The organism is Faecalibacterium tardum, from assembly GCF_040096515.1.
Taxonomy (GTDB): Bacteria; Bacillota; Clostridia; order Oscillospirales; family Ruminococcaceae; genus Faecalibacterium; species Faecalibacterium tardum.
In genome coordinates this window covers 167,153-193,323 of record NZ_JBBMEO010000003.1, presented here as the reverse complement: position 1 = coordinate 193,323, position 26,171 = coordinate 167,153, and the positions used below count along the sequence as shown (strand labels likewise).

The following is a 26,171-nucleotide window of genomic DNA, read 5'->3' as shown; positions in this document are numbered from 1 at the left end:
TACGTTCTTTTTATTTTTCATACGGCGATTGCACTCCCCCTTTTCGCTCTATTTCGCGCGGCTGTGTGTACGGGCAAAATACAGTTGCTTTCTATTTCACAAACTATTATAATAAAGAGGACGCTTTGTCAAACGGAAAATGCACCCGCGCGGATGCAGCTTCCATTTATAGAAAAGAAAAAGGAATTGCCAGCAAAAAGGAGCTAACGCAATGTATAAGATCACTGAAAAGGTCGCGCTGAACCCCACCGTGACAAAGATGGTCATTGAAGCCCCGCTGATTGCCAAAAAGGCAAAGCCGGGTCAGTTCATCATTGTACGTCCGTTTGAGGACAGCGAGCGTATCCCCCTGACCGTGGCCGGTTACGACCGCGAAAAGGGCACCGTAGATATCATCTTCCAGATCGTGGGCGGTACCACCATGGAGCTGAACAGCCTGAACGCAGGCGATTGTGTCCACGATTTTGTCGGCCCGTTGGGTCGCGCCACCGAGACCGAGGGTCTGAAGAAGGTGTGCGTTGTGGGCGGCGGCGTAGGCTGCGCCATTGCACTGCCCATTGCCAAGGAACTGCACGATCAGGGCTGTGTGGTGCACAGCGTGGTCGGCTTCCGCAACAAGGATCTGCTGATCCTTGAGGACGAGTTCAACGCCTGCAGCGACGAGCTGCGCATCATGACCGATGACGGCAGCTACGGCACCAAGGGCGTGGTCACCGCTGCGCTGGACGAGCTGGTGGCTGCCGGCAACCAGTACGATCTGGTCATCACCATCGGCCCGCTGATCATGATGAAGTTTGTGGTCAAGACCTGCCAGAAGCACGGCCTGAAGAGCATCGTTTCCATGAACCCCATTATGATCGACGGCACCGGTATGTGCGGCGGCTGCCGCCTGACCGTGGGCGGTCAGACCAAGTTCGCCTGCGTGGACGGCCCCGACTTTGACGGCGATCTGGTGGATTTTGACGAGGCAATGGCACGCGGCACCATGTACCGCCCGTTTGAGGCACACGCCCGTGAGGCAGCCTGCAACCTGTTCAAGACTCAGGAGGGAATGTAAAATGGCTTTCAATATGGATCCCAAAAAGTGCCCCATGCCCACGCAGGACCCCAACGTCCGCAATAAGAACTTTAAAGAAGTGGCTCTTGGCTACACCGCCGAGATGGCTGTGAACGAGGCCAAGCGCTGCATCGGCTGCAAGAACAAGCCCTGCCAGTCCGGCTGCCCCGTGGGCATCGACATCCCGGAGTTTATCGCCCATGTTGCCGAGGGCGACTTTGAGGCCGCCTATCAGGTGATCAACCGCTCCTCTTCCCTGCCTGCTGTCTGTGGTCGTGTCTGCCCGCAGGAGAGCCAGTGCGAGGGCAAGTGCACCCGCGGCATCAAGAATGAGCCGGTGGCCATTGGCCGTCTGGAGCGCTTTGTTGCCGACTGGCACCGCGAGAACGTGCACACCGCACCCATCGTACCCGAATGGAACGGCCATAAGGTTGCCATCATCGGCGCTGGCCCTGCCGGTCTGACCGCTGCAGGCGATCTGGCAAAGCTGGGCTACAAGGTCACCGTTTACGAGGCTCTGCACGTTGCAGGCGGTGTGCTGATGTACGGCATCCCCGAGTTCCGTCTGCCCAAGGCCATCGTCCAGCAGGAGATCGACGGCCTGAAGAAGATGGGCGTGGATTTTGAGTGCAACATGGTCATCGGCAAGGTGCTGACCATTGACGAGTTGATGGGCGAGTACGGCTATGAGGCCGTGTTCGTAGGTTCCGGTGCCGGTCTGCCCCGCTTCATGAACATCCCCGGCGAGAGCTTGAAAGGCGTGTACTCTGCCAACGAGTTTTTGACCCGCTCCAATCTGATGAAGGCTTACCTGCCCACCAGCAAGACCCCCATCCGCACCGGCAAGAAGGTTGCCGTTGTGGGCGGCGGCAACGTGGCTATGGACGCTGCCCGCAGCGCCCTGCGTCTGGGTGCCGAGAGCGTGTACATCGTTTACCGCCGCGGCATGGCTGAGCTGCCCGCCCGTAAGGAAGAGGTGGAGCACGCCGAGGAAGAGGGCATCATCTTCAAGACCCTGTGCAACCCCGTTGCCATCCACCCGGACGAAGACGGCTTTGTACACTCCATGACCTGCATCGAGATGGAACTGGGTGAGCCGGACGCTTCCGGCCGCCGCCGTCCCATTGAAAAGCAGGGCAGCGAGTTTGAGCTGGAGGTGGATACTGTGATCATGAGCCTGGGCACCAGCCCCAACCCGCTGATCCGTTCCACCACCCCGGGTCTGGAGACCAACAAGCACGGCTGCATCGTGACCGAGGGCGACGAGGGCAAGACCAGCCGCGACGGCGTGTACGCCGGCGGCGACGCCGTGACCGGTGCTGCTACCGTCATCAAGGCCATGGGTGCCGGTAAGGCAGCTGCAAAGGCCATGGACGAGTACATCCGTAATAAGTAAGCAAATAGCATAAACAACGAGGGCGCTGCACGGTAAATGTGCAGCGCCCTCGTTCCGTGTAAAAGTTTTTTTAAATGCCCGCCGCTTGCGCTCTGGGCATAATTAGTGGAAACCCTATTTTGAAGAATAAGCCCGGAAAGTCTGCGGACTTTCCGGGCTTAAATTTTCATGGGAAGGACACAGCCAAATACGGCATCTGTTTTAATGTACGCTGGCAAGCTCCTTTACGGGGCGGCCGGTGCGGGTCATTTCAATCTTACGGGATTTATCGTAGCAGTAGCGGATGATGGCCTGCCGCCGCACAATGCCGATGAAAATGCCCCGGTCATCCACCACCGGGACGAAGTTCTGGTTCATGGCGGCTTCCACCAGTTCATCCATGCTGGTGGTCACCGTGACGGCTTTGTAGTCCCGCTTATGCGCAAACTCTGAGATGGGAATGTCCTCGGCCGCTTCCAGATCCAGACCATGGTATTTTTTCAGTCCCCACAGGATATCGCCTTCGGTCAGGGTGCCCACATATTCGCCCTTGCGGTTCAGCACCGGAATGGAGGCGTAGCGGTTGTTTTCCCACTTTTCCAGCGTCTGCCGGAGGGTAAAGTCATCGTAAACGTACATCAGATCCTGCTTTGGGGAAAGAAAAAAGAGAATGTTCATGCCAACAACTCCTATCGCATTTTTTGCAGGCAATGCCTGTTGGAACGGTCTGCCAATGTGCCGTGCGTCCGGCGTATTCCGGGAAGTATCATGGGAAAAGGGGGCTGGCAGCCCCTTTCCCTCTCTGTTTCTATTTTAGCACTTTTTCATAGACAAAGAAAGCCAGACAAGGAAGCTTTTATAATTTATTCACAGATTGTTTTTCTTTATTTGTCATACTTTCCGTTTTGATGGGTTCCGCACAGCCTGCCTTCAGCATACCACGCCCACTGCGCAAAGCAGCGCGAGGGGTGTCGGGTACAGCCAGACTTTTTTCTTTACAAAAACCATGCAAAAAGAGGGCAAAAAGCGGTAAATCCAACAATTTGAACTGTACAACCACGGTGCAAAGTTGTATAATAGGGTGGGTGTTTATCTGAGGCAAGCTTCGTTTTGCGCAGCCAACGCCCCCGACCCTTGCGTGTATTTTTATGAAAAATAACATAAAGGAGCAGAGCGACTATGATCACTTCCCGTTTCCCGCTTGGGAATGTCAGCTTTACTGATGGGTATTTTTCCACCCTGGTGGGTGAAGCCACCAAACAGTGCTACGGCGTTGCTGCCATGGCTCCCCGTAATATGACTGACGCTGTGAAAAGCATGGTATACGGTTCCGATTACCCGGAAAAGGGTGTGCGCGTGACCCAGCAGAATGGGCGTCTGGTCATCGAGCTGCACATTGCTGTCAGCTACGGTCTGAACATTTCCACTGCCGCCCGCAGCATCTCCCACCGCGTCAAGGACGAGGTGGAGCAGGCCACCGGGCTGAAGGTCGCCCGCGTGGTGGTGTCCGTGGATGACGTCATCGCCTGATTTGTCTGCAAACCCGAGCCGGGATTTTCCGGCCAGATACTAAGGAGTAAAAACAATGATTTCTGGTAAGATCCTGCGCGACGCCATCATTTCCGGCGCCAACAACATCAACAACCAGCGTTCCCGCGTGGACGAGCTGAACGTTTTCCCCGTGCCCGATGGCGACACCGGCACCAACATGGGCATGACCGTGGGCGCTGCCGTGCGTGAGCTGGAAGCTCTGGACGACAGCTGCACCGTGGGCGAGGCTGCCAAGACTGCTGCTTCTGCCATGCTGCGCGGTGCGCGCGGCAACTCCGGTGTTATCACCAGCCTGCTGTTCCGCGGCTTCTCCAAGGCGCTGGAGGGCAAAAAAGAGGCTGACGCTGCCGATATCGTGGCTGCCCTGCAGAAGGGTGTTGAGGGCGCTTACAAGGCCGTGATGAAGCCCACCGAGGGCACTATCCTGACCGTTGCACGCGTGGCCTCTGAGGAAGCTGCCGCCAGCGATGCCGCCGATGTGCCCGCCCTGTGGGACGTGGTGCTGACTGCCGGTCAGAAGGCACTGGAGGACACCCCCAACCTGCTGCCCGTGCTGAAGAAGGCCGGCGTTGTAGATGCAGGCGGTCAGGGCATTATGGTCATCTTTGAGGGCATGGGCAAGGTGTTCCACGGCGAGGACATGATTGCCGGCGGCGAGGCTTCCCCCAACAAGGCAAAGCTGTCCACTGAAAATGCCGGTAAGGGCGTGTTCACCGACGACCTGATGAAGGTGGAGGACATTACCAACGGCTACTGCACCCAGTTCCTCATCAATAAGTACGAGGGTGCCAGCGCCGCCAAGATGCGCGCCTTTGCAGAGTCCAACGGCGACAGCGTGGTCTGCATTGAGGATGATGATGTCATCAACCTGCACGTTCACACCGCCGACCCCGGCAAGATTCTGAGCGAAGCCATCAAGTACGGCTATCTGACCAACTTCAAGATCGAGAATATGCACGAGCAGTTCCTTGCCCGCCAGAAGCAGGGCAAGAGCCTTGAAAAGCAGGCTTCTGCCGAGAAGGCTCCCTCTCAGGCCAGCGAGTTCATCTATGCTGCCGTGGACCCCAGTCGCGACTACGGCTTTGTGGCTGTTGCCGCCGGTGAGGGCCTGAAGGCTGTGTTCACCGATCTGGCAGCAGACGCTGTGGTGTCCGGTGGTCAGACCATGAACCCCTCCACCGAGGACATTCTGGCAGCTATCCAGAGCGTACCTGCCAAGACCGTGTTCGTGCTGCCCAACAACAAGAACATCATTATGGCTGCCGAGCAGGCACAGAAGCTGGCCGACCGTCAGGTGGTGGTGCTGCCCACCCGCACCGTGCCCATGGGCATTACCGCACTGCTGAACTTTGACCCCTCTGTGAACGCCGAGACCAACACCATCAACATGATGGCTGCTGCCGACAAGGTGTCCACCGGTCTGATCACCTACGCCGCCCGCGACAGCGAGTACGACGGCAAGCGCATCCGCAAAGGCGAGATCATGGCGCTGGAGAACGGCAAGATCGTTTCCACCTCCACCGATATCACCAAGGCCACCTACCGTCTGGCACGCAATATGTGCAAGAAGGATTCCAGCTTTGTCACCATTATTTCCGGCTGTGACGTGAGCGACGAGGATGCCGAAAAGGTTACCGAGATCGTCAAGGCAAAGTGCCCCAACCATGTGGAGGTAAGCCACATCCGCGGCGGCCAGCCTGTTTACTACTATATGATCAGCGTGGAGTAAGTGCTCCCCTGCTCTGATCTGTATCACTGCAAACAAAAATCTCCGCATTGGGTAATCACACCCAGCGCGGAGATTTTTTGTTTTATGACTGTTTTAGAAAAAGCTTACCTGACTGCTTTCGGGCAGGTCGCCCAGTGCACCCACCTGACGCAGACGATCCAGAATGCTGCTGCCCACACCGGAAGCCTGCTGCAGTTCCTCCACCGAGATATACTCCTCTCCGTGGATGGTCACACGCTCCAGCGCCTCGGCGGCTGCACCGCCGAGACCCTTCAGGGCGCTGAAGGGCAGACGCACCTTGTCGTCCTCCACCACATACTTGGAACCGCGGCTCTTGCCCAGTTCGATGGGCAAAAACTCGTACCCACGGCTCAGCATCTCGTTGACCAGCTGCAAGCTGACCAGCACGTCCTCGTCCTTGGCGTTCTTTTCCTCTTTCAGACGGCGCTTGACCGCCTCCATGTGGGCGCGCGCCACGGCAGCACCGCCAATGGCGGCTTCGTAGTCGATATCATCGCCGCGCACGGTAAAGTACACCGCATAGAAGGCCTGAGGCTTGTAGATTTTGTACCACATCAGGCGGATAGCGCTCATCAGGTAGGCCACAGCATGGGCCTTGGGGAACATATACTTAATCTTGCGGCAGCTCTCGATGTACCAGTCCGGCACCTCATGCTCCCGCATGGCTTCCTCCCAGCCCGGCTGGAAGCCGCCCTTGGCCACCTTGCCCTTACGCACAGCCTCCATGATATCAAAGGCCATCTTGGGTTCCAGCCCCTTGCGCAGCAGGTACAGCATGATGCTGTCACGGCAGCCGATGACCTCTGCAATGGTGCAGGTGCCGCTGCGGATCAGCTCGTCCGCGTTGCCCGTCCACACGTCCGTGCCGTGGGACAGACCGGAGATCTGGATCAACTCCGAGAAATTCTTAGGCCGTGCTTCCACCAACATTCCGCGCACAAAGTTCGTGCCCATTTCCGGGATGCCGAAGGTGCCGGTCTGGCTGTCGATCTGCTCCGGGGTCACGCCAAGTGCTTCCGGGCTGGTCAGCAGGCTGTACACCTTGGGGTCGTTCATAGGGATGCTGTCCACCGAGATGCCGGTGTATTCCTCAAAATACTTGTAGAAGGTGGGCATATCGTGGCCCAGTTCGTCCAGCTTGAGCAGGGTGTCGTGCAAATACTTGAACTCGAAGTGGGTGGTCAGCAGACCGCCCGCCACGTCATCCGCCGGGTGCTGGATGGGGCAGAAATCGTAGATCTCGTAGGTGTCCGGCACGACCACCATGCCGCCGGGGTGCTGGCCGGTGGTGCGCTTGACGCCGGTGCAGCCCAGCGTCAGGCGGTTTTCCTCGGCGTGATTGACGGTGCGCTGCCGTTCGTCCAGATATTTTTTAACGTAGCCGTAGGCCGTTTTATCCTGAATACCGGACACCGTACCGGCCTTGAACACGTTGGCCTTGCCGAACAGTTCCTCGGTGTAGCGGTGCACGTTGGACTGGTACTCGCCGGAGAAGTTCAGGTCGATATCCGGTTCCTTATCGCCGTAGAAGCCGAGGAAGGTCTCAAAGGGGATGTCATGGCCGTCCACCAGCATCCGGGTGCCGCACTGGGGGCAGTTTTTGTCCGGCAGGTCAAAGCCATCGTCCACGCTGCCGTCAGTGATAAACTCGCTGTGCTTGCACTTGGGGCAGCGGTAGTGGGGCGGCAGACTGTTCACCTCCGAGATGCCGGAAAAGTGCGCCACGGCAGAGGAGCCGACAGAACCACGGCTGCCTACCTGATAGCCGCCCGCATTGGAGTAGGCCACCAGCTTGACCGCAATGACGTATAGAACCGCGTAGCCGTGGCCGCAGATGGAATCCAGCTCCTTTTGCAGCCGCTTTTCCACGATCTCAGGCAAGGGGTCGCCGTAATCCCGCTTGGCGTGCTCCCATGTGGCATCGCGCAGCTGCTGCTCTGCGCCCTCGATGCTGGGCGGGTAGGTGCCCCGGGGGATGGCACGCACATTATTGTCGATCATGGCGGCGATCTTGCGAGGGTTCTTTACCACCACCTCGTAGGCCTTTTCCTTGGGCAGATAGTAGAACTGCGCCAGCATATCCTGCGTGGTGCGGAAGAACAGCGGCGGCTGGTTGTCGGCATCCTTAAAGCCGTTGCCCGCCTGCAATACGGCGCGGTAGATCGCATCCTCCGGCTCGGTAAAGTGCACGTCTCCGGTGGCGATGACCGGCTTGTGTAGATCCTCGCCCAGCTTGATGACGGTGCGGTTGAACTCCTTGATCCGCTCCTCGCTGTCCACCTTGCCGTCCCGCACCATATAGGCGTTGTTGCCCAGCGGCTGGATCTCAAGGATATCATAGTAGGCGGCGATCTTTTTCAACTCCTCATAGCTGGTGCCGTCCACGATGGCGCGGTACAACTCGCCTGCCTCACAGGCACTGGTGAGCAGCAGGCCGTCACGGTACTTGTTCAGCAGGCTGCGGGGCACGCGGGGCTTTTTGAAGAAGTAGTTGACGTGTGCCTCGCTGACGATCTTGTACAGGTTCTTCAGTCCCATCTGGTTTTTGACCAGAATGATGAGGTGGTAGTACTTCTTTTTCAGCACCTCGCGGTTGCCACCCAGACCGGTGTTGATCTCGCTGACCTTGGTTACCTCTTTTTCCGCTAAGTCGTTCAGCATCACGCAGAAAATGCGTCCCAGTGCAGCGGAGTCCTCGCAGGCGCGGTGCGCCTCATAGGTGGGCAGCTCCAGATGCTTGTTGATAGTGCCCTGTTTATAGTTGTGCAGACCGGGGTACATGGTCTGCGCCATGGTCAGGGTGTCGATATAGGTAGGCTCCAGCTTGATGCCGCTGCGCTTAGCAGCTGCCCGCAGAAAGCGCATATCAAAAGCGTGGACGTTGTGACCCACCAGAATGCGGTCGCCGGCAAAGGCAAGGAAAGCTTCCAGCGCCTCCTTTTCACTGGGGGCATCCGCTACCATCTCGTTGGTGATGCCGGTCAGCTCGGTGATCTTGGGGGTGATGGGCTTGCCGGGCTTGACGAAGGTATCAAACTCCTCCACCACCTCGCCATTGCGGATGATGACCGCGCCAATCTCGGTAAGATACTCTACCCCGGGGTCAAGACCGGTGGTCTCGGTATCGAACACGCAGAACTCGCCGTCCAGCGGCTGATCCTTTACGCCATAGACGCAGGGCACCATGTCGTCCACAAAATAGGCTTCACACCCGTAGATGAGTTTGAAATTCGGGTCCTTTTTGTGGATGTCATCGGCTGCCAGCATGGCTTCCGGGTAGCCCTGACACACGCCGTGGTCGGTGATGGCAATGGCGGGGTGTCCCATGCGGTGCGCCAGCTTGACGATGCCGCCGGGGTCGCAGAAGCCGTCCATGCTGGAAAGCTTGGTGTGCAGATGCAGCTCCACCCGCTTTTCCGGGGCGGTATCCTCTCGCTTTTTGCGCTCCACGATCAGCACATCGTAGGGGTACACGATGTAGTCGTGCTCGTATTTATCGTAGGAGCAGTCGCCCCGCACAATGACCGTGCTGCCCTTGCCGATGCCCTCCCACTTGGAGCAGTCCTCCCCTTCCTGTGCGCGGACTTTCAGGTTGATAGAACCGGTATAGTCTGTGATGGACACAGTATAGATCTTGCGGTAGTTGCCCTTGACCTCGGTAAAGAACACATCGCCCCAGATCATGCACTTGCCGCCCTCGCCGCCCAAGTCCTTGAGGGGAGTAAGGTTTTTGGGGGTGAACATTTTGCCGTGGAAGATGGTGACCGGCTTGTCGGTAAGGTTGAGTCCCTCCACCTTGATAGACGGTGCGGTGTTCTTTTTCTCAAACTTGACCACCGGCGGTGCGATCTTGCGCTCCAGCTTTTCTTCCATCTGCTGCTGCTCGGCCGCAGTCACCGCGCTTTGCAGCGTCACCTTTGGGGTAACGCCGGTGTGCTCGGCAATGCGCTTGGCAAGCAGTTCCTCAAAGCCCATCTCCTGCAAAAACTTTGTACCGTGGCACACCCCCACCGTGATGTTCTGCCCGGTGATGGTAATGCTGCTCCTGTCCAGAAAGCCGTTGATGGGCACACCGTCCCGCTTCATGTCCTCCAGCAGGGTGCGCAAAGCGTGCTCGTCCAGCATGGTATAGCCGAACAGGTTTTTGATCTTCAGTTCAAAGCCTTCATAGTCCGGCTGCAGGGAAGCCAGCAGCCGGGCGCAGAGGTTCTGATCCAGCGGGGCGGCGCTGCGCAGGGTAAACTCGACCTGCCGGTCCTGCCGCAGCATCCGGGCGTGCTCCACGATCACCTGCCCGAAACAGGCCGCAAAATCCGGGTCCGCCATAAACTGCGGCCACAGCTGGGAAACAAGTGGTTTCACAAATGGTACTCCTTTTTGGTGGGTTCTTTACAACACAAACTGCCGCACCCGTTTTTGCAGGTGTGGCAGTAGGGAAAAGTTTCTTGTCAATCCGGTGCAAGGGTCTCTGTTTTAAAGACCTGATAGCCCTCATAATGGTAGCTTGCATCAATGCCCTTCATATACACTTCGCGGTCATTGATCTGATCCGTCAGTGCCGCACGCAGCAGGGTCTTGATTTCTAAGTCCCTGATGGGGCTGCGCTCCATGGCAAGAAGATAATCCTCCTTGTCCACGCGGCTCCAGTCCACCACTTGATGCAGCTCTTTTTTCAGGATGCAGTCCAGCCAGATACGGGTGCTGCGGCCATTGCCCTCCCGGAAGGGGTGCGCAACGTTCATCTCCACATACTTTTCAATGATCTGGTCAAAAGTTGACTGCGGCATGGCATCGATGCCCTCCAGCGCCGCATGCAGGTAAATGACCGGCGCAAAGCGGAAATTGCCCTTGGCGATGTTCACTGTGCGCAGCTGCCCGGCAAAATCGTAGATTTCCCCGAACAGATACGCATGGATCTTTGCAAGCCCTGCAAAGGTACCTACCGGAAAAGTATCCAGCAGACCAGTATCATACAGCGCCAGCGCCTTCTGCTTGCTCAGCTTTTCCTCTGCGCGGGCAAGGGCGACCTCATCGGTCAGCCCCAGTTTGTTTTGCAGTGCCATAAAACAGCTCCCATCTTACAGTTTATAGATTTCATCCATGAACTGTTCCAGAATGTTATCGCCGGTAAGCTTTTTGATGGGCTGGCCGTGGATGAACAGCACGGCCTCGCCCTTGCCGCCTGCAATGCCGATATCGGCTTCGCGGGCTTCGCCGGGGCCGTTGACAACGCAGCCCATCACGGCCACCTTGATGGACTTTTTGTAGCCCTGCAGCCGCTTTTCCACCTCGTTGGCGATCTCGGTGCAGGGGTACTGGGTGCGTCCGCAGGTAGGACAGGTGATGACCTCCGGCCCGGTGACGGGGAAGCCCACGGCGCGCAGGATGTTGAAGCCTGCTTCCACCTCTTTTTCCGGGTCGGCAGCCAGCGACACGCGGATGGTGTCGCCGATGCCCTCCAGCAGCATCCCGCCGATACCCATGCCGCTTTTCAGCAGGCCCATCTGATAGGTACCGGCCTCGGTGACGCCCACATGGAGCGGGTAGTCGGTGACGGCGCTGAGCTGACGGTAGGCTTCCATCATACGGGGTACGTTGGAGTTTTTGATGGAGATGACGATGTTATTGAAATCGAACTTTTCCAGCAGGCGCACATGGTACAAAGCGCTTTCCACCATGGCTTCCGGGGTGGGTGCGCCGTAACGCGCCAGAATGTGCTTTTCCAGACTGCCGCCGTTGACGCCGATGCGGATGGGGATGTTCTTCTGCTGGCAGGCATCCACCACCGCCTTTACCCGGTCGTCATCGCCGATGTTGCCCGGGTTGATGCGGATCTTATCCACGCCCACATCCGCGCAGGCCAGCGCAGCCTTATAGTCAAAGTGGATATCCGCCACGATGGGGATATTCACCGCGTTTTTGACGGCCTCGATGCACTTTGCATCTGCCGGGCTGGGGCAGGTCACCCGCAAAATCTGACAGCCAGCGGCTTCGCACCGCTTGGCCTGTGCCACATTGCCCTCAATGTCCTCCACCGGCACATTGAGCATGGTCTGCACCGCAATAGGGTTGCTGCCGCCAATGGTCACATTGCCGATCTTCACTTCACGTTTTTTCTGCCGCATAAGGGTTCCCCTTTCTTATACTGTCCCGGTAATAAGCCGGAGAATATCGTTGTAGGTTGCAAAGAGCATCAGCCCGAACAGCAGCCCGAAGGTTGCAAGGGTGAGCACGCTTTGCAGCTTTTCCGGCACAGCATGGCCGGTGACGCCTTCAATGACCAAAAATACCACCTTGCCGCCATCCAGCGCCGGGAAAGGCAGTAGGTTTAGGATACCAAGGTTGACGGTAATCAGCGCCAGCAGTTCCAGCAAGTCCTGCCAGCCGTAGCTGGCGGCCTGCCCGATGGCCGACACGATGCCCACCGGGCCGGAAAGGTTGTTGATGCTCTCCCGCCCGCGCAGCAGGTCAATAAGAGAGGTGAACACGATGCGGCCGTAATACAGCACGCTGTTGCCCGCCTCCCGCAGCACATTGCCGGGGGTCTTTTCCAGCCCATAGACGGAAAAGCCGATGCTCATGTGGGTCTCGCCCTTCTCGTCCTGCCATGTGTCGAACTGCACCCCCGGCAGCTGCACCTTTTGGCCGTCCCGCAGGACGGTAAAATCTGCGCTGTAAGACCGGGTGCGCACCAGCTCATACAGGATATCATTAGCCACAAAGCAGCGGCGGCCGTTCACCGCCAGAACCTTGTCCCCCGCCTGCAGGCCGGTCTGCCCACAAAGAGCACCGTCCTGAATGGCGTAGATGGTCTTGCTGGTGATAGGCTCATTCTGGGCGGCGATCAAAAACACCAGCACCACAAAGCCCAGCACGAAATTCATGACAGCACCGGCTACCATGACCAGTGCCCGCTGCCATACCGGTGCCTCGTTCAGAGGGATGCCGGTGGGCTGCACAGACGCTTCCGTCTCCGGGGCGGGCTGCTCCTGCACAGTATGAGCAGTTTCTGCCTGCTGGCTTTCGGGGCTTTCCTCCCCTTCCAGCGCTACAAAGCCACCCACAGGCAGGGCACGCAGACTGTACTGGGTGCCTTTATGATTCTTTTTCCAGAGCACCGGCCCCATGCCGATGGAAAACTCATTGACCTGAATGCCGCAGAGCTTTGCCACTGCAAAATGCCCGAATTCATGGATGGCGATCACCGCGCTGAACACGAGCAGCGCAGCAAGGATGGTGATAATAAATGACATTCGTTCTCCCATATCGCCCCGGAGCCGTTACAAAAACAGCGTCTGGGCGTATATTGCTGATAAAGCGTTACAGGTGTGCCCGCACGAATGCGCGCGCCATGCGGTCGCACTCGTACACGTCTGCCAGCGTATAGTCGCCGCCAAAGCTGTCGCTATCCACAACAGCCTCCACCAAGCGGCCGATATCCAAAAAGCCGATCTTGTCCTCAAGGAACAGCTTAACGGCTTCCTCGTTGGCACCGTTGGCGGCGCAGGGGCCAAGACCGCCCTTGCGAATGGCCTTTTTGCAGGCGGCAAGGCAGCGGAAGGTCTTTTCATCGGCCACGTCGAAGGTGAGCAGCTTCAGGGTGGTAAAGTCCAGTTCCGGCACTACACCCGGCACACGCTTGGGGTAGGTCAGGGCGTACTGGATGGGGATGCGCATATCCGGCACACCCAGCTGCGCGATGATCGAATTATCGCTGAACTGCACCGCAGAGTGGACGATGCTCTGGCGCTGCACCACGATCTGAATTTTTTCCGGCGGCAGACCGAAGAGCCATACAGCCTCGATGAGTTCCAGACCCTTGTTCATCAGGGTGGCAGAATCGATGGTGATCTTCGCGCCCATATTCCAGTTGGGGTGCTTGAGGGCATCTGCCCGGGTCTTGCCGCGCAGCTGCTCGGTGGTCATGCCGAAGAAGGGGCCGCCGGAGGCCGTGAGCAGAATTTTGGTCAGGCTGGGGGCGCTTTCCTTATCCTGCAGGCACTGGAAGATGGCGGAGTGCTCGCTGTCCACAGGAAGCAGCTGTACCCCGTGCTTTTCCACAGCCTGCGTGACCAGATGACCGCCGGTGACAAGGCTCTCCTTGTTGGCCAACGCCAAGTCGTGGCCGCTTTCGATGGCGCACAGGCTGGCACCAAGGCCGGCAATGCCCACCACGCTGTTCAGCACCACATCCGGGCCGTCCAGCGCTGCCAGCTCCTTCAGCCCCTCCGGGCCGGTAAGCAGCTTGGGCGCGTTTGCCCGGCCTGCCAGCGCAGCGTCCAGCTTTGCGGCGGCATCCGGGTCGGTCATGCAGACATATTTGGGGTGGAACTCCTCGATCTGCTGCAAGATCTTTTCCACATGGCTATGGGCAGAAAGGCCATAGACCTCGTACCCTTGGGCGCGGATGACATCCAGACTCTGGGTACCGATGGAACCGGTAGAGCCCAGCAGCGTAATTTTTTTAGACATAACAGCTTCCTCCCCTGTATCAGGCGTAGAACACGGCGGTAATGACCATGGTCACGAAAGGCGCAATGAACATCACGCTGTCGAAGCGATCCAGAATGCCGCCGTGACCCGGGAAGATGGTGCCGTAGTCCTTGATGCCGCACTGGCGCTTGACCACGCTGGCAAACAGATCGCCGTAGATGCCCAGCACTGCGGCGATGCAGCCCAGCAGCGCGATGATAACATACATGGAAACGCCGATATTAGAGCGGGTAAAGGCTTCCATGCGGTTTGCCGCAATAGAGTAGATGAGGGTAGCGACCACGCCGAACACCATGGTGCCCAGCACACCGCCGATGGCGCCCTCCACCGTCTTTTTGGGGCTGACCACCGGGCACAGCTTATGCTTGCCAAAGGCGCGGCCTGCAAAATAGGCACAGGTATCGCCGCCCCATGCAAAGCAGAGGATGAGCAGAATGAAGAAAACCGCATCATAGCCAAATTTTTCCACCGGCAGACGCTCCTTGAGCAGGATAAAAGAGTAGAAGCAGAAGATCACGATGCCCGAAAACACCAAAAGACCGCTGGCCTTCTGGTAGCTGATGGTGCCGTTGCGCACCACCAGATAGATGGCAAAAAAGGTGACCAGTACAAAAGACATGGGCATGACCAGCTTGCGCATGGCGCTGTAACTGGAAAGCATGACCAGCAATGTGTAGGGTACCAGCACTGCGTACATGAGCCAGTCCTTTTTTTCAAAGCCGAGGGCGCTGTAAATCTCGTGGATGGCGATCAGGGTGATGGCTGCGATCACCAGATTGAACACCATGGTGTTGAAGGTAAACATCACGCCAATGAGCACAAGAATGCCCACGATCGCAGTAATAATGCGTGTTTTCATAGGTTTGATCTCCTTTGTTCTTCCGGCAGCAGTCCCTTGCAGGGCAACGCATTCCGACCCGAGGAAGTACCGGGTCTGCACCCTAGGTGCAGGGTTTGCAATACGGTTACTGAACCGCTCAGATGCCGCCGAACCGGCGGCTGCGGTGGTTGAACTCCTCAATGGCGGTGTCCAGATCGGCGCGGGTAAAGTCCGGCCAGAGCACATCCATCTCCACCAGTTCCGAATAGGCGGCCTGCCAGAGCATGAAGTTGGACAGCCGCTTTTCACCGCTGGGACGCAGGATAAAGTCCGGGTCCTTCTGTCCGGCGGTGTACATGGCATCGCTCATCATCTGCTCGTTGATGTCCTCGGGGCGGATCTCGCCTGCTGCGGCCTTTGCAGCCAACTGCTGCGCCGCCCGCACGATCTCCGGGCGGCCACCGTAGTTGATGGCGATGTTCAAAGTCATGCCGGTCTTGCAGGCAGAGTCCCCTTCCAGTTCATTCATCATCTTTTGCAGCTTGGGATCCAGCGCGGTGCGGTCACCTAAGAACTTGATGCGGATATTGCGGTTTTTGTAGTCAAAACCCTCGATGAGGTACTGGGCGAACAGCTTCATGATGGCACCCACCTCTTCCAGCGGGCGCTTCCAGTTCTCGGTGGAGAACGCGTAGAAATACACCGATGCTACGCCAAGTTCATCGCAATAGTTGGCAATATCCTTGAACACCGCCGCTCCCTTCTTATGTCCTGCGGTGCGGGGCAGACCGCGGTTTTTCGCCCAGCGGCCATTGCCGTCCATGATGATGCCGATGGAAAGCCCCTCGGCAAATTCTTTGGGGTGTGCCATTTATACCTCCCGGCAGCAGGGCTGCCCTGCAAAAAGTGCCGCGCACCTTTCACCAGCGCACGGCACCTCCCAATCGTTATTGTGTGCTGCGGATCAGACGGCCATGATCTCCTTCTGCTTTTCTTCCACGGCAGCATCAATGTTCTTGATATACTTATCGGTCAGCTTCTGGACATCCTCTTCCATGGTCTTCTGGGTATCCTCGGTCAGTTCGCCGGCCTTCTTCATAGCCTTGGCCTTATCCATAGCATCGCGGCGCACGTTACGCACGGCAACCTTGGCGTCCTCGCCCAGCTTGGAGACTTCCTTTGCCAGCTGCTTGCGGCGCTCCTCGTTGGGTGCGGGGAAGTTCAGGCGGATGGTAACGCCGTCATCAATGGGGGTAATGCCCACATCGCTGGCCATGATTGCCTTGCTGATGGGACGCAGCAGAGTGCGATCCCAAGGGGTGATGGTGAGGGTACGTGCCTCAGAGACTGCCACAGCTGCCAACTGCTGGATGGGGGTGGGAGCACCGTAGTAATCCACGACCACCTTATCCAGCACGGCGGGGTTTGCGCGGCCTGCGCGCACAGCGGCCAGCTCTCGGCTCAGGTGCTCCACAGAGCTCTTCATCTTATCTTCGAAAACCTTGGTGTTGCTGCTCATTGTCGTTGTTCTCCTGTTTCTTTATTCTATTGATCCATGCAGGCAGCGTACTGCGCCGCTGCTGCTCTATCCAATCGTATGCAGTTGCACCGGGGTGCTATGCTCAGCCCTCATAGACCAGCGTGCCCACGTTCTCGCCCTGCACAGCCCGTGCGATGTTGTCCGGGTCGGCCAGATCAAACACCAGAATGGGCAGCTTGTTGTCGCGGCACAGGGTAGCTGCGGTACCGTCCATAACAGCCAGCTGATCTTCCAGCACCTTGGTAAAGGTAAGGGTATCGTACTTTTTGGCGTCCGGGTACTTGTGGGGGTCCTTATCGTAAACGCCGTCCACCATGGTTGCCTTGAACATCACGTCGGCGCTCACCTCCACGGCGCGCAAGGCGGTAGCCGTATCGGTAGAGAAGAAGGGGTTGCCGGTGCCGCCGCCGAACACAGCGATCTTGCCCTCGTCCATAGCGCGCAAGGCATCCTTGCGGGTAAAGGCAGGAGCCACCTGCGGCATGGTGATCGAGGTGAACACCTCGGTGGGCACACCCAGCTGTTCCAGCTTATCGGAAACAGCCAGTGCGTTCATCACCGTAGCCAGCATACCGATCTTATCGGCCAGCGTGCGCTCCATCTTACCGCTGGAGCGGCCGCGCCAGAAGTTGCCGCCGCCTACCACGATGCCGATCTGCACGCCAAGCTCGTGCGCCTTTTTCACGCCGCCGCAAATGGCGTCCATGGTGGGCTCGTCAAAGCCCCTGCCCTTTTCGCCGCCCAGCGCCTCGCCGCTGATCTTTAAAAGGATACGCTTATATTTCAATGCCATAATCCAAACACCACCTGTTTTATCTTTCGCCGGATAGCCCGGCATTTTTACTATACTATATTTTACAATAAAATTCCCACAATGTAAACAGTCAAACGCGCCGTTCTTCGCAAAGCTTTTGTGAACGGATGCGCAGCGCCCGCAAAGCCTGCTTTTGTTCCGGGGGGATGCGGTAGCTTTCCACCGCTTTCTGAATGGTCTTGTTGTGCGTCCACACGTCCAGCCGCTTTTCGGTCAGCCACGGCAGTGCCGCTGCCGGCTGCTTTTCCAGTGCAGTGGCAAAATACCACGCCCGCATCATATTGACATAGTATTCCTCGCTGTGCACCGCCGCAACCCAAGCCAGGTATTCCGACCGGAAGTCATCGTCCAGATAATACCGCATCAGCATCCCGATCCCGTAGCGCACGGTATACACTTGGTCAGAGCCCAGCCAGCGCCGGATAGCAGGCAGCAGCTCCGGCTTATGCTGCGCAAACACCTTGGGGCTGAAGCAATCGCAGACTGCCCAGTTATCCACATAGGGCAAAAAATGCTCGGTAGCTTCCAGCGCCGCGCCGTAGTCCCGGACAGCCTCCAGCAGAAAGGCGTGGAGGGCGTTTTCTTCATAATAAAAATGCGGAAGTTTTTGCAGAAATGTCTCCGCTTCCGGGGTATTTGCCAGCTGTTTTGCCAGCTTACGCAGCAGCGGCACCCGCACCCCAATCACCGTTTCCGGTGGCAGGGTGGGCATCAGACGGCTGTAAAAGACCCGATATTCCTTATCTTGCAGCGCAAACAGCTGCGCACGGATCACATCCACTTCCGGCATTTCGTCACTTCCCTTCTGCATCATTGTACCAGATGGGAGGGAAAATGCAAAGAGAAAAGGCTCCACCTTTTCAGATGAAGCCTTTGGAGCATCCCGCGCTTTCTATAATAGTATCCCCGTTTCTGTTTTTCCTGCTTGTTTACCCCACTCTCTGCCGCTTATCCAGCCGCATCTTATCGGCGATCATCGCAATGAACTCGCTGTTGGTGGGTTTTCCGCGCAGGTTGTGGATGGTATAGCCAAAGTAGCTATTGAGGGTATCCACGTCTCCCCTGTCCCACGCCACCTCGATGGCGTGGCGGATTGCGCGCTCCACACGGCTGGCGGTGGTGCCGTTTTTCTTGGCGATTTCCGGGTACAGGCGCTTGGTCACAGCGTTGATGTACTCCGGCTCGTTCATGGTGAGCAAAATGGCATCCCGCAGGAACTGATATATAATAGGTAGGCAATAAATTCAGTCAAAAATCTCTGTATTTATCGGTGTGCGTGCAAATGATTCATTATGCTGCCAGTATACGACTTCTACGCTCAAATTGCAACATTTTCTAGGGCAAAAATAAAAGACCCTGTAATTTTCATGGCAGCCCTAGAGGGCCAGCATAAATATCACAGGGTCTTTCTTCATCTTACCGGCCACTCCAATCTAAAACAGACCTATCGGGTCAACGATGAGTGTCAGATGAAATTATTTCAGGTGGTCGGAGAAAAACATTCAGTCAGGATATTGTTTGCCCTTTTCTCTTCCTCGCCTCAAATATCAATTATTTCCCGTTCAGCTTCCGCTGGCGCTCGTATTCCACATCAGCGGCCAGAGCCTCCTGCGTGAACGAGTTGTTCTTCCACCAGGCCACGAGAGAAGCCACGGTCGTGATACCGACACTTACCAACTGCTCCAGCTGAGCACTTTCGATGGGAAGAACCGGCTTACCCAGAGCAGAAAGCACCTGGTTGGTCAGGGCCAGCAGCAGAACAGCAGTTCGTGCGATGGTACCAGCCGAGATGCTGCGGTTCGTTACAATATGCGCATTCATATGTTAGTCCTCCTTGATTGGCAGCCCCTTGGCGCGGGTGTACAGTTCTGTACCAGTGCCGTTTCCGCCAAGAGCATGATAACTATTATAAAGGTATTCCAGATTTTTCAGAGCCGACGTGTTAATGTACCCCTCTTTGAGAAAGAAGGTAGACATCTGATACAGCCGATCGTGCATGATGGCGAGCAAACCGTCCTTGATGTTCTTGTACTCGGTCATCTTTTTGATGAGGTAGCCCCAGCCAAAACTAAGTAATCCGATTGCCCATTCCATCCAGTGAGCGCTGATGAAGGAAAGAATACTCTGCATTGGCATCACCCCCTCCACCGGCTCTTTTCTTTGCGCACGTCCACGTGCACCCAGCCGTTCGCTCTGCCAAGGCCGGGAGGATAGATGCCAACGCCTCCCCTGCCCGCAAGCAACTTGTCTGCATAGGCATAGACCTGCTCCACGCTGATACCCTGCACCTGAATATCCGCCGCCTTGCCATAGAGGTGCTGGCTGTACTTGGCGGCATTCTTCTGTTTAGCGTTCCAGCTTGCCGTGCGGAATGCACTCGTGATGGACACAGGCTTGTTGAAGTGGGTACGAATCTTCTCCAGAATCTCCACAAGCTCTGTATCCACGAAAATCGGGTCAGAGCCGTCTCGACAATAAAACTCCCGAACTTTGAAGTGTTCCGAGAGCTTCAGGTTGCCGTTCTTCAGAAGAGAATATGCTTCGATGCTCATATACCCTCCTTATTCCTCGGAGGTCACATCTGCTTCCTCACTTGCACCCTTAGCGTTGCTCTCGGTCTCCGCCGTAACAGGAACCTGAGGAGTCTCAGTAACCGGCGCGGCTGCCACGGCCACTTCTTCCTCTTTCTGTACGGGATAGCTTTCGCCGGTGATCTCCTCGTACTCGTACTCCGTGATCCAGCCCTGTTTCACGGCATTCACGACCTGCCGCTTCTTCCACATGTGGTACTTGTAGTAGGAACGCACATCATTGAACTTCTTACTGTGATTTGCCATTTTGAACTCCTCCTTACAGCTCGGGGTCAACCATCATGCTCAGATAATCCAGCTGTGCCTTCAGAGCCATCTGCTCCAGTTCCTCTGCCGGAATATCCCGCAGGATGAACCACCACTCTTCGCCCATCTTGCTGATCTGCACCAGTTCCATGTTCTCATGCTTCTCGATGGTGTCACCGCCCTCGATGGTCACTTCTGTCAGATTGTCCTCGAACATCTCTTTGGTGACTTCGGTGGTACTGATGAAGTTGTTACCGTTCAGCTTCAGGCTGCCGAGGGATGTGCCATCAGCCAACGTAACCTTCCATGCCCTTTCTTCCATGTTACACTCCTTCCGAACAGCTTCACGTACAGACTGTTCATCTTATAGATTTGGTCGCGGCTCATATACTTGTAGTTCCCGCTGAGCCAGGAGCGAAAATAACCATCAATTTCTTCTATGGTTACGATTCCTTTGTCCAGCAGGCGCTTATAAGCCTTTAATTTACGGCGTTCTCTTGTGATTGCTTTTGGGTGAATTCTTCGTACAACCACTCCATTTTGAAGCAACGTATACTTCATCTGAAGGTAACGATACTCGCCAGAAAGCTTGCAGATGTGCGTCTTTTTCTCATTGAGAATCAGCCCGTACTCTGCCGCGATTGTCTTGACACCCTCTAAAACCTTCAGAAGCACTTCTTTGCTCCGATGGATGATATGCATATCGTCAGAATAGCGGCCTTGATGCTTCATGCCGCAGACAATTTTACAGTAGTTATCGATTCGGTAAGGAAATGTGATACCAATGTTTTGCGCCAGCTGGTTGCCAATATCGGCTCCCTTTGCCAGCATCTTTTCACCGGTCAAAAGCTCTTTCGGCACGCCCATGTTCATAAAAGGGTCAACCTTGCCATTCATCATGGCTTCAATGTCCTCGTCCGAGAATCGGCTGACATCCATCTCGAACGTCTTGAAAATCTCATCCATCAAGTCCTCGGTGATAAGCCGAAGTTCATCACTTAGACCGCTCTTTTCGAGTAGCTCATGAAGCACCGCCTTACACGGTTCATGCTGAATGTTCGCATAATACCCGCTGAAGTCGATAAAAAGCACATACCCTTCATTCGTACCTTCTTCGCGGTAGTAGTTACGCAGGTCATTTTCAAAACGCCTTCGATGAAATGCTACGCCTTTCCCCTTCTGAGATGCCGAATTGTCGTACTGTAGAAACTTTTGTAGATATGGAGTCAGCACCTCGTCACAAATTACATGATTCACCGCCTTGTCAGGGGTCACGATGCTGGAAATGAGGCGTTCCTTTCCTCGCTCACGATATCGGAACTTCATACTCCCTTTCGGATGGTAAGTTCCATTTTGAAGTGCCTTCTGTAATTTTGCTGTGATGAGAAGCTGATTCAACTTATAAAGTTTCGAAGCATACTTAAACTGGGAGCCATTCATTGCGCGGTCTCCCGCATCATAGAGAACGTTTGTGTCGTAATAAGGATTCATTTTGCCTCATAAACTGTGCTGTAAGTTCATCGGTCGTAACCGGAACCGTCACAGTTATCATTCATCGGGTTATCTCCCGAACGGATAGCCTTTCCTTTCCCATTGCCGTGTAGGGAATCCTGTCCATAATGCACGGATGTGAAATCGGGACGAACGCCATTCTCATTCGAAGCGTTGTTGTAGTTCGCATTACCGTTGTTGTTCACATTCGCGAAGTACGTAGACGAAACTTTTCAAAGGCTACCCAATTGTTGTTATTCGGACTTTGCGGCTGTCTGAATGTGCGGTAGGAAACGCCCGTTATCAGATTGCCGCAATTTTTTAATGAGGTTGAAGTCTTTCTCAAGCTTCAATACAATGCGCGTGTATTTGTTTTTGTCAGCAGGCAGAACTTTTGCAATATAGTTCAGTTCGTCCTGGAGCACATTGCAACATTCCAGCGCTTTGTCCAGTTGCAGTCTGCGCTCCTCAAACTCACTCATATTGACAGGACTGATCGTGTTAGCTGCCCGAAGGTGTGCCGATATTCCACGAGAAAGCCTCAGAACCTCGTCCCGCTCTTTCTCAATAAACCACATACTAAAGTCCTGATTAGTCTCCCGAAGTTGAGCTGCAGCTCGTTCCCGCAGCGCATCGTCCTGAATATAATCTGTGACTTTACGGATGTGCTGTTCCAGCCGTTTTTCGCTGTACCCAAAAGTCAGCATCAACTCCGTTGTAATTTCAGAGCGAATATTCTGGGCCAGTGCCAAAGCATCCAATGAGGTCGCTTTTCTCCTACTTTTAGGAATATTAGACACGCAAAAATCCTTCTTTCAAACAAAAAATAACGGCGGCACAAGGCCGCCTGATGGTTGATCAACCGATGGGGAAAGCGGGACGAACGCCACCCTCAATCGAAGCGATGTCGTAGTACGCATTACCGCCGTAGCTCACAGACGCGAAGAACGCAGACGAAACTACATCTCGCAGCCAGAACCACTGGCGGTTCGAGATCAGATGCGGTGCAAGCTGGAACAGGGGCAGCTGGCTCTTCTCCACAGTATAGTTCGTGGGAATCGTGCTGCCGTCGCTGGCAGGAGCGAAGATATGGCTGCCGTAGACCATGTTCTCGTTCATCAGCTCCACATCGCTATCGAACCATGCGCCGCCAGAAGGCTTACCGTTAGTCACAGCATTGGTCAAGAAGACACGATGGGTCAGCACATGGTCTGCACCAAACACTGCAACCGCCTTCTCCTTGGCCTGTGCCAGACCTTCAAGGCGCATCAGGCTGTTGATGTAACCGCCCTCGGTCGTATTGGTTGCGTTCATGTTGTGGGTGTACAGCTGGGTGTCCGGTACGATGACCACATGGTGACAATCGAAACTGGTGTCACCGGACTTCAGGTAATAGTCAAAAGCGGCGATACGATAATTCACGCCGCCGTTGGACCAGTAGTCACCCACGTAGAGGTCGTCAAAGGTACCCGCCTTGATGGCTGCCAGCTGTGCCTCCGTGGGAGCAGAACCCAGGTTCTTACCACGGAAGATGCCGTTGTGTGCTGCAGCAGAAGCGGTCAGAACAGCTTCCAGACCAGTAGCCGCCTTTTCAGTTGCTGCCTGAGCCTTGCGTGCTGCATCTGCGCTTGCCTGCGTTGCAGCAATCAGCTGCTCCCAGGTAGTGCTGCCCTCATCAGGAAGGTCTGCCATTTCGGTACCGCTGTTCTCGCCAACGGTGTAGGGCACGTCTGCGCTGGTGACGATTACGCCATCGCGAATGCCCTGGAAGGTTACCTTGCCCTCGCCAGAAATTGCGGTCACGATAGCCGGGACGTTTGCCACGTTGTTTGCGAACAGGGTTGCCGGAGGCGTGATTTCCTTGTTCGGGGTGTGCCAGTAGGCGCTGATGGTCAGGTTCGCCCATTCATCGCGGGGCGAGATACGCAGAGCATAAACGCTCTTGTTGCCCTCATAGCCCATGTTCAGGGTGCTGCTGCCATCTGCCAGCTGTGCCTGACCATTCTTAGAAAGGATCAGATTCAATTCAGTCATTGATAAGTTACCTCCTCTTCTTCGGTCTTATCTTCGGTTGTGATCGGTTGCGGAGAATAAACAAATTCTCCATTTTGAATTCTATACTGCAGGATGATGCCCCGGCCATCCGGTATCTCATCCGTGTACAGCAAGCCATCAGGCGGGTGCTCGCGGTCTACAGGGAAAGAATCGTTCACCTTTCCAATACTGGTAATCGTCCCATCCGCTTTATACGTAGTAACATACATAGCACCACCTCCTCAAAGAAATCCGTAAATAACGACAGGCACGCAGCACTGATTGTGACTATTGAACTTAGCGCCGTATTCATTATTTGAGCCCGGATATAACGGAAGTCCTGGTAGTTTTTTAGTTTGATAATAACCACCCGGACCAAAAGTGATTCCTTTTTTGTTTGCAGTCACCTTGCGTGCACGAGAATAGTCCCATATATAAGAACACCGTGCTTCTTTTCCGTTCAGCATTACGATCGTGTACTGAATCAGACCGCCATCTGTCGAAGCACTATCAAACGGGCTTGTATAATACTCCTGGCAGCCAATCGCGATTGCTGCATAGGATGCCAGGCGGCCGTCTGAACAGATAACGGTTCCTGCAGCTATACCAGAGGTTGGATCAGCATTTTCCCAAAGAGGAACCAGATTACGGATGCCATTAAAAACCAGCCCCTCATCAGTCATGGTTACATTGCTGCTTCCATTGGGACCAACCTGAACTCCACCTGCGCCATCTTTGATGTAATCTGTTGCTGTTTTTCCGGCTTCAATAGCTTTGGTGTCGTCGGTGTACTTCGATGCTCTCACCCAATCACTTGCCACATAACTGCCGCTTTCACGGTCATGCTGACAGCACAAAATATCACCACTACCACCTTGTACCCAAAGGTCACCAACCTCATATGGAGGGTACGGCTGGGCGCTGAAGCAACGTACTTTTCCATCCGCAGTAGACTGTGCCCGTAAGGCATTCTGCAAAGCCTGCTGAACTTGCTTGTCTTCGATAACATCCCAATAGTAACCCCCACTGTTCTCTGTCCAGCGGTATCCAATACCCGTTGACTTGTCATAGTACAGGTCACCGATGTGAGCATGTTTCGCTTCAGGTGTTGTCCACTCAACAGCTGGATAGTTTTCTGCTGTAGGAACACCGGGATAAAACCATGAGCAGATGCTGCTATCTACTTGTGTTTGCAAAGAGTCCATACGGGTCATCGCATCGAGAAGGCCCTGCGTATTCTGATTACCGATCTCCAGTGCGCTTTCCATTTTATACTGGTAGGTACGCTTGTAGGATGCAAAGCTACCGGACATGGTTTCAAAATCCAATCCGAACGTATACTCTGTATTTTCAAGATTATCGAGTGTGAATACAATCTTGGAACAAAGAAAGTCCGAACTGATTTCATGCGGCAGACTTACAACATGAACTTTGTCACCAAAATCAATTTTGTCAGTATTGACATTGATTCGATGCAGGTCAAATGCGCGAATCGTAATTTTAATTGCCATCTCAACAGCCTTATTCAGCATTCGTTGCCCGTTTGCTTTCAAAGTGTTTCGATTGGTTACATCTTCCCAGATAACTGATTTTTGGATTTTGCCAAAGAGTGCAATGGCACTATCAGACTGCAAATAGTTTTTTCCGCCATTTACAAGTTTGATATCAACACGGTTTCCTTTGCTGTCAGCCTTGCCAAGCGGAATGATCTGTGTGTAAACATTGGAAGCATCCACATACTCACTCAAATCCAGAAGATTTTTGCCAAATTCGATAATCTGGCTAGATGCTTTTCCAATGTCGTCCACAAAATCAATGTAAGATACACCTTTTTCCCTTCGGATGTACAAATATCTATCGTAATCACTCAGGTCTACCTCGTCCTTACCAACTTTACCGGTCGATGCACCAATAAGATTGCCGGAAATAAGATTCCAAACGTTCGTGTAGTCCGTTGTTTTGGGATAGATAAGCACATCTGTAAAGGCTCCTCGTACATTGCCGAGTTTGATCATTCGCTCTTCCGAACATTCAGAAGCATAGTGCTCAATAAGCTTCTTGAAATACTCCCCCATTTTGATTCCTTTTTTGGAATAATCATGTGGTTCATATTGAATATCGTTCAGAAAAGCCAGTTCACCTTCACAAGTAACTGCCTTGGTGTTGTAAAAGTCTTTCGCGTCGTTTAATACACGACCTTTCCAGAGCACCTCGTCATCTTCTCGAATCGTAATGATCGTCTTCAGTTTTTTCAAACTGGAGTACATCGGATTGGTGAATGGCAAATTAAACGTAAAGCTGCCTGCTTTATTCAGTTCAAGCGTTGCCTGAGGTTCTGTAATGGCATATCTCTCATCCAACAGTCGTGGCGAATAGAACAGTTTGTTGTCAGCATATACGCTAAACATA

At 54.9% G+C, this 26,171-nt stretch carries 25 protein-coding genes and 1 pseudogene; 4 read left to right on the top strand and 22 right to left on the bottom strand.

The features are described from left to right. Positions 1–211 precede the first annotated feature (211 nt). Positions 212–1,057: a sulfide/dihydroorotate dehydrogenase-like FAD/NAD-binding protein gene (locus tag WMO44_RS04535; RefSeq protein WP_005923953.1), complete on the top strand. Its 846-nt coding sequence runs from the start codon at positions 212–214 to the stop codon at positions 1,055–1,057. A gap of 1 nt (position 1,058) precedes the next feature. Next, positions 1,059–2,453 (top strand): NADPH-dependent glutamate synthase, encoded by a 1,395-nt coding sequence (gltA, locus tag WMO44_RS04530; protein WP_117930158.1) that lies wholly within the window; start codon positions 1,059–1,061, stop codon positions 2,451–2,453. A gap of 201 nt (positions 2,454–2,654) precedes the next feature. On the opposite strand, the gene WMO44_RS04525 is transcribed toward gltA, so the two are convergent. Beyond that, on the bottom strand, positions 2,655–3,110 hold the full coding sequence (locus WMO44_RS04525; RefSeq protein WP_055185182.1) for a CBS domain-containing protein: 456 nt from the start codon (positions 3,108–3,110) through the stop codon (positions 2,655–2,657). A 501-nt stretch (positions 3,111–3,611) separates the two neighbouring features. Between WMO44_RS04525 and WMO44_RS04520 the strand changes: the two genes are divergently transcribed. Both WMO44_RS04520 and WMO44_RS04515 read left to right on the top strand, forming a co-directional pair. Next, positions 3,612–3,962: an Asp23/Gls24 family envelope stress response protein gene (locus WMO44_RS04520; RefSeq protein ID WP_055185180.1), complete on the top strand. Its 351-nt coding sequence runs from the start codon at positions 3,612–3,614 to the stop codon at positions 3,960–3,962. A 55-nt stretch (positions 3,963–4,017) separates the two neighbouring features. Next, positions 4,018–5,712: a DAK2 domain-containing protein gene (locus tag WMO44_RS04515; protein ID WP_097779764.1), complete on the top strand. Its 1,695-nt coding sequence runs from the start codon at positions 4,018–4,020 to the stop codon at positions 5,710–5,712. Between the two features lie 93 nt (positions 5,713–5,805). On the opposite strand, the gene WMO44_RS04510 is transcribed toward WMO44_RS04515, so the two are convergent. From WMO44_RS04510 to WMO44_RS04410, 21 genes and pseudogenes are all read right to left on the bottom strand, one after another. Then, positions 5,806–10,059, bottom strand: coding sequence for a PolC-type DNA polymerase III (locus WMO44_RS04510; protein WP_435387727.1), 4,254 nt, complete (start codon positions 10,057–10,059; stop codon positions 5,806–5,808). A gap of 122 nt (positions 10,060–10,181) precedes the next feature. Continuing rightward, entirely contained in the window at positions 10,182–10,796 is a 615-nt protein-coding gene (gene fic, locus WMO44_RS04505) for a protein adenylyltransferase Fic (protein ID WP_349151886.1), read from the bottom strand. A 15-nt stretch (positions 10,797–10,811) separates the two neighbouring features. Further along, positions 10,812–11,858, bottom strand: coding sequence for a flavodoxin-dependent (E)-4-hydroxy-3-methylbut-2-enyl-diphosphate synthase (gene ispG, locus WMO44_RS04500; protein ID WP_349151885.1), 1,047 nt, complete (start codon positions 11,856–11,858; stop codon positions 10,812–10,814). 15 nt (positions 11,859–11,873) lie between these two features. After that, on the bottom strand, positions 11,874–12,986 hold the full coding sequence (locus WMO44_RS04495) for a M50 family metallopeptidase (protein ID WP_349151884.1): 1,113 nt from the start codon (positions 12,984–12,986) through the stop codon (positions 11,874–11,876). A gap of 67 nt (positions 12,987–13,053) precedes the next feature. Then, complete coding sequence (gene dxr, locus WMO44_RS04490) at positions 13,054–14,205, bottom strand: 1-deoxy-D-xylulose-5-phosphate reductoisomerase (protein ID WP_349151883.1); 1,152 nt, start codon at positions 14,203–14,205, stop codon at positions 13,054–13,056. A 19-nt stretch (positions 14,206–14,224) separates the two neighbouring features. Next, complete coding sequence (locus WMO44_RS04485) at positions 14,225–15,085, bottom strand: phosphatidate cytidylyltransferase (protein ID WP_113621110.1); 861 nt, start codon at positions 15,083–15,085, stop codon at positions 14,225–14,227. Positions 15,086–15,203: 118 nt separating this feature from the next. Next, positions 15,204–15,917, bottom strand: coding sequence for a polyprenyl diphosphate synthase (uppS, locus tag WMO44_RS04480; RefSeq protein ID WP_117930162.1), 714 nt, complete (start codon positions 15,915–15,917; stop codon positions 15,204–15,206). A 93-nt stretch (positions 15,918–16,010) separates the two neighbouring features. Then, positions 16,011–16,565: a ribosome recycling factor gene (gene frr, locus WMO44_RS04475; RefSeq protein WP_055185167.1), complete on the bottom strand. Its 555-nt coding sequence runs from the start codon at positions 16,563–16,565 to the stop codon at positions 16,011–16,013. Between the two features lie 103 nt (positions 16,566–16,668). Next, positions 16,669–17,379 (bottom strand): UMP kinase, encoded by a 711-nt coding sequence (pyrH, locus tag WMO44_RS04470; RefSeq protein ID WP_349151882.1) that lies wholly within the window; start codon positions 17,377–17,379, stop codon positions 16,669–16,671. A gap of 91 nt (positions 17,380–17,470) precedes the next feature. Then, positions 17,471–18,190, bottom strand: coding sequence for a DNA alkylation repair protein (locus tag WMO44_RS04465; RefSeq protein WP_349151881.1), 720 nt, complete (start codon positions 18,188–18,190; stop codon positions 17,471–17,473). Between the two features lie 139 nt (positions 18,191–18,329). Continuing rightward, positions 18,330–18,623 (bottom strand): annotated as a pseudogene (locus WMO44_RS04460) (sporulation initiation factor Spo0A C-terminal domain-containing protein); the annotation flags it as partial. Between the two features lie 328 nt (positions 18,624–18,951). Beyond that, the gene (locus WMO44_RS04455; RefSeq protein WP_097779756.1) at positions 18,952–19,221 is read right to left on the bottom strand and encodes a phage holin; all 270 of its coding nucleotides are present in this window, start codon (positions 19,219–19,221) and stop codon (positions 18,952–18,954) included. A gap of 3 nt (positions 19,222–19,224) precedes the next feature. Next, entirely contained in the window at positions 19,225–19,530 is a 306-nt protein-coding gene (locus WMO44_RS04450) for a hypothetical protein (protein ID WP_349151880.1), read from the bottom strand. A 5-nt stretch (positions 19,531–19,535) separates the two neighbouring features. Further along, positions 19,536–19,952 (bottom strand): YcbK family protein, encoded by a 417-nt coding sequence (locus WMO44_RS04445; protein WP_349151879.1) that lies wholly within the window; start codon positions 19,950–19,952, stop codon positions 19,536–19,538. Between the two features lie 9 nt (positions 19,953–19,961). After that, the gene (locus WMO44_RS04440) at positions 19,962–20,237 is read right to left on the bottom strand and encodes an XkdX family protein (protein WP_349151878.1); all 276 of its coding nucleotides are present in this window, start codon (positions 20,235–20,237) and stop codon (positions 19,962–19,964) included. Positions 20,238–20,250: 13 nt separating this feature from the next. After that, positions 20,251–20,559: a hypothetical protein gene (locus WMO44_RS04435; protein ID WP_349151877.1), complete on the bottom strand. Its 309-nt coding sequence runs from the start codon at positions 20,557–20,559 to the stop codon at positions 20,251–20,253. After that, positions 20,502–21,728, bottom strand: a complete 1,227-nt coding sequence (locus WMO44_RS04430) for a reverse transcriptase domain-containing protein (protein ID WP_349151876.1) — start codon at positions 21,726–21,728, stop codon at positions 20,502–20,504. The genes WMO44_RS04435 and WMO44_RS04430 overlap by 58 nt, the downstream gene beginning before the upstream one ends. 254 nt (positions 21,729–21,982) lie before the next feature. Next, the gene (locus WMO44_RS04425; protein ID WP_349151875.1) at positions 21,983–22,528 is read right to left on the bottom strand and encodes a hypothetical protein; all 546 of its coding nucleotides are present in this window, start codon (positions 22,526–22,528) and stop codon (positions 21,983–21,985) included. 58 nt (positions 22,529–22,586) lie between these two features. Next, a complete protein-coding gene (locus WMO44_RS04420) occupies positions 22,587–23,762 on the bottom strand; it encodes a hypothetical protein (protein WP_349151874.1) in 1,176 nt (391 codons plus the stop codon). Beyond that, on the bottom strand, positions 23,759–23,992 hold the full coding sequence (locus WMO44_RS04415; RefSeq protein WP_097779753.1) for a hypothetical protein: 234 nt from the start codon (positions 23,990–23,992) through the stop codon (positions 23,759–23,761). Before WMO44_RS04415 ends, WMO44_RS04420 begins: the two co-directional genes overlap by 4 nt. Before the next feature lie 12 nt (positions 23,993–24,004). After that, on the bottom strand, positions 24,005–26,170 hold the full coding sequence (locus WMO44_RS04410; protein WP_349151873.1) for a phage tail spike protein: 2,166 nt from the start codon (positions 26,168–26,170) through the stop codon (positions 24,005–24,007). Position 26,171 lies beyond the last annotated feature (1 nt).

What these genes read in the sequence shown, in the direction of transcription:
- WMO44_RS04535 (WP_005923953.1), top strand. Translation starts at nt 212, where the DNA reads ATGTATAAGATCACTGAAAAGGTCGCGCTGAACCCCACCGTGACAAAG.
- gltA (WP_117930158.1), top strand. Translation starts at nt 1,059, where the DNA reads ATGGCTTTCAATATGGATCCCAAAAAGTGCCCCATGCCCACGCAGGAC.
- WMO44_RS04525 (WP_055185182.1), bottom strand. Translation starts at nt 3,110, where the DNA reads ATGAACATTCTCTTTTTTCTTTCCCCAAAGCAGGATCTGATGTACGTT.
- WMO44_RS04520 (WP_055185180.1), top strand. Translation starts at nt 3,612, where the DNA reads ATGATCACTTCCCGTTTCCCGCTTGGGAATGTCAGCTTTACTGATGGG.
- WMO44_RS04515 (WP_097779764.1), top strand. Translation starts at nt 4,018, where the DNA reads ATGATTTCTGGTAAGATCCTGCGCGACGCCATCATTTCCGGCGCCAAC.
- WMO44_RS04510 (WP_435387727.1), bottom strand. Translation starts at nt 10,059, where the DNA reads ATGGCGGACCCGGATTTTGCGGCCTGTTTCGGGCAGGTGATCGTGGAG.
- fic (WP_349151886.1), bottom strand. Translation starts at nt 10,796, where the DNA reads ATGGCACTGCAAAACAAACTGGGGCTGACCGATGAGGTCGCCCTTGCC.
- ispG (WP_349151885.1), bottom strand. Translation starts at nt 11,858, where the DNA reads ATGCGGCAGAAAAAACGTGAAGTGAAGATCGGCAATGTGACCATTGGC.
- WMO44_RS04495 (WP_349151884.1), bottom strand. Translation starts at nt 12,986, where the DNA reads ATGTCATTTATTATCACCATCCTTGCTGCGCTGCTCGTGTTCAGCGCG.
- dxr (WP_349151883.1), bottom strand. Translation starts at nt 14,205, where the DNA reads ATGTCTAAAAAAATTACGCTGCTGGGCTCTACCGGTTCCATCGGTACC.
- WMO44_RS04485 (WP_113621110.1), bottom strand. Translation starts at nt 15,085, where the DNA reads ATGAAAACACGCATTATTACTGCGATCGTGGGCATTCTTGTGCTCATT.
- uppS (WP_117930162.1), bottom strand. Translation starts at nt 15,917, where the DNA reads ATGGCACACCCCAAAGAATTTGCCGAGGGGCTTTCCATCGGCATCATC.
- frr (WP_055185167.1), bottom strand. Translation starts at nt 16,565, where the DNA reads ATGAGCAGCAACACCAAGGTTTTCGAAGATAAGATGAAGAGCTCTGTG.
- pyrH (WP_349151882.1), bottom strand. Translation starts at nt 17,379, where the DNA reads ATGGCATTGAAATATAAGCGTATCCTTTTAAAGATCAGCGGCGAGGCG.
- WMO44_RS04465 (WP_349151881.1), bottom strand. Translation starts at nt 18,190, where the DNA reads ATGCCGGAAGTGGATGTGATCCGTGCGCAGCTGTTTGCGCTGCAAGAT.
- WMO44_RS04455 (WP_097779756.1), bottom strand. Translation starts at nt 19,221, where the DNA reads ATGAATGCGCATATTGTAACGAACCGCAGCATCTCGGCTGGTACCATC.
- WMO44_RS04450 (WP_349151880.1), bottom strand. Translation starts at nt 19,530, where the DNA reads ATGCAGAGTATTCTTTCCTTCATCAGCGCTCACTGGATGGAATGGGCA.
- WMO44_RS04445 (WP_349151879.1), bottom strand. Translation starts at nt 19,952, where the DNA reads ATGAGCATCGAAGCATATTCTCTTCTGAAGAACGGCAACCTGAAGCTC.
- WMO44_RS04440 (WP_349151878.1), bottom strand. Translation starts at nt 20,237, where the DNA reads ATGGCAAATCACAGTAAGAAGTTCAATGATGTGCGTTCCTACTACAAG.
- WMO44_RS04435 (WP_349151877.1), bottom strand. Translation starts at nt 20,559, where the DNA reads ATGGAAGAAAGGGCATGGAAGGTTACGTTGGCTGATGGCACATCCCTC.
- WMO44_RS04430 (WP_349151876.1), bottom strand. Translation starts at nt 21,728, where the DNA reads ATGAATCCTTATTACGACACAAACGTTCTCTATGATGCGGGAGACCGC.
- WMO44_RS04420 (WP_349151874.1), bottom strand. Translation starts at nt 23,762, where the DNA reads ATGACTGAATTGAATCTGATCCTTTCTAAGAATGGTCAGGCACAGCTG.
- WMO44_RS04415 (WP_097779753.1), bottom strand. Translation starts at nt 23,992, where the DNA reads ATGTATGTTACTACGTATAAAGCGGATGGGACGATTACCAGTATTGGA.
- WMO44_RS04410 (WP_349151873.1), bottom strand. Translation starts at nt 26,170, where the DNA reads ATGTTTAGCGTATATGCTGACAACAAACTGTTCTATTCGCCACGACTG.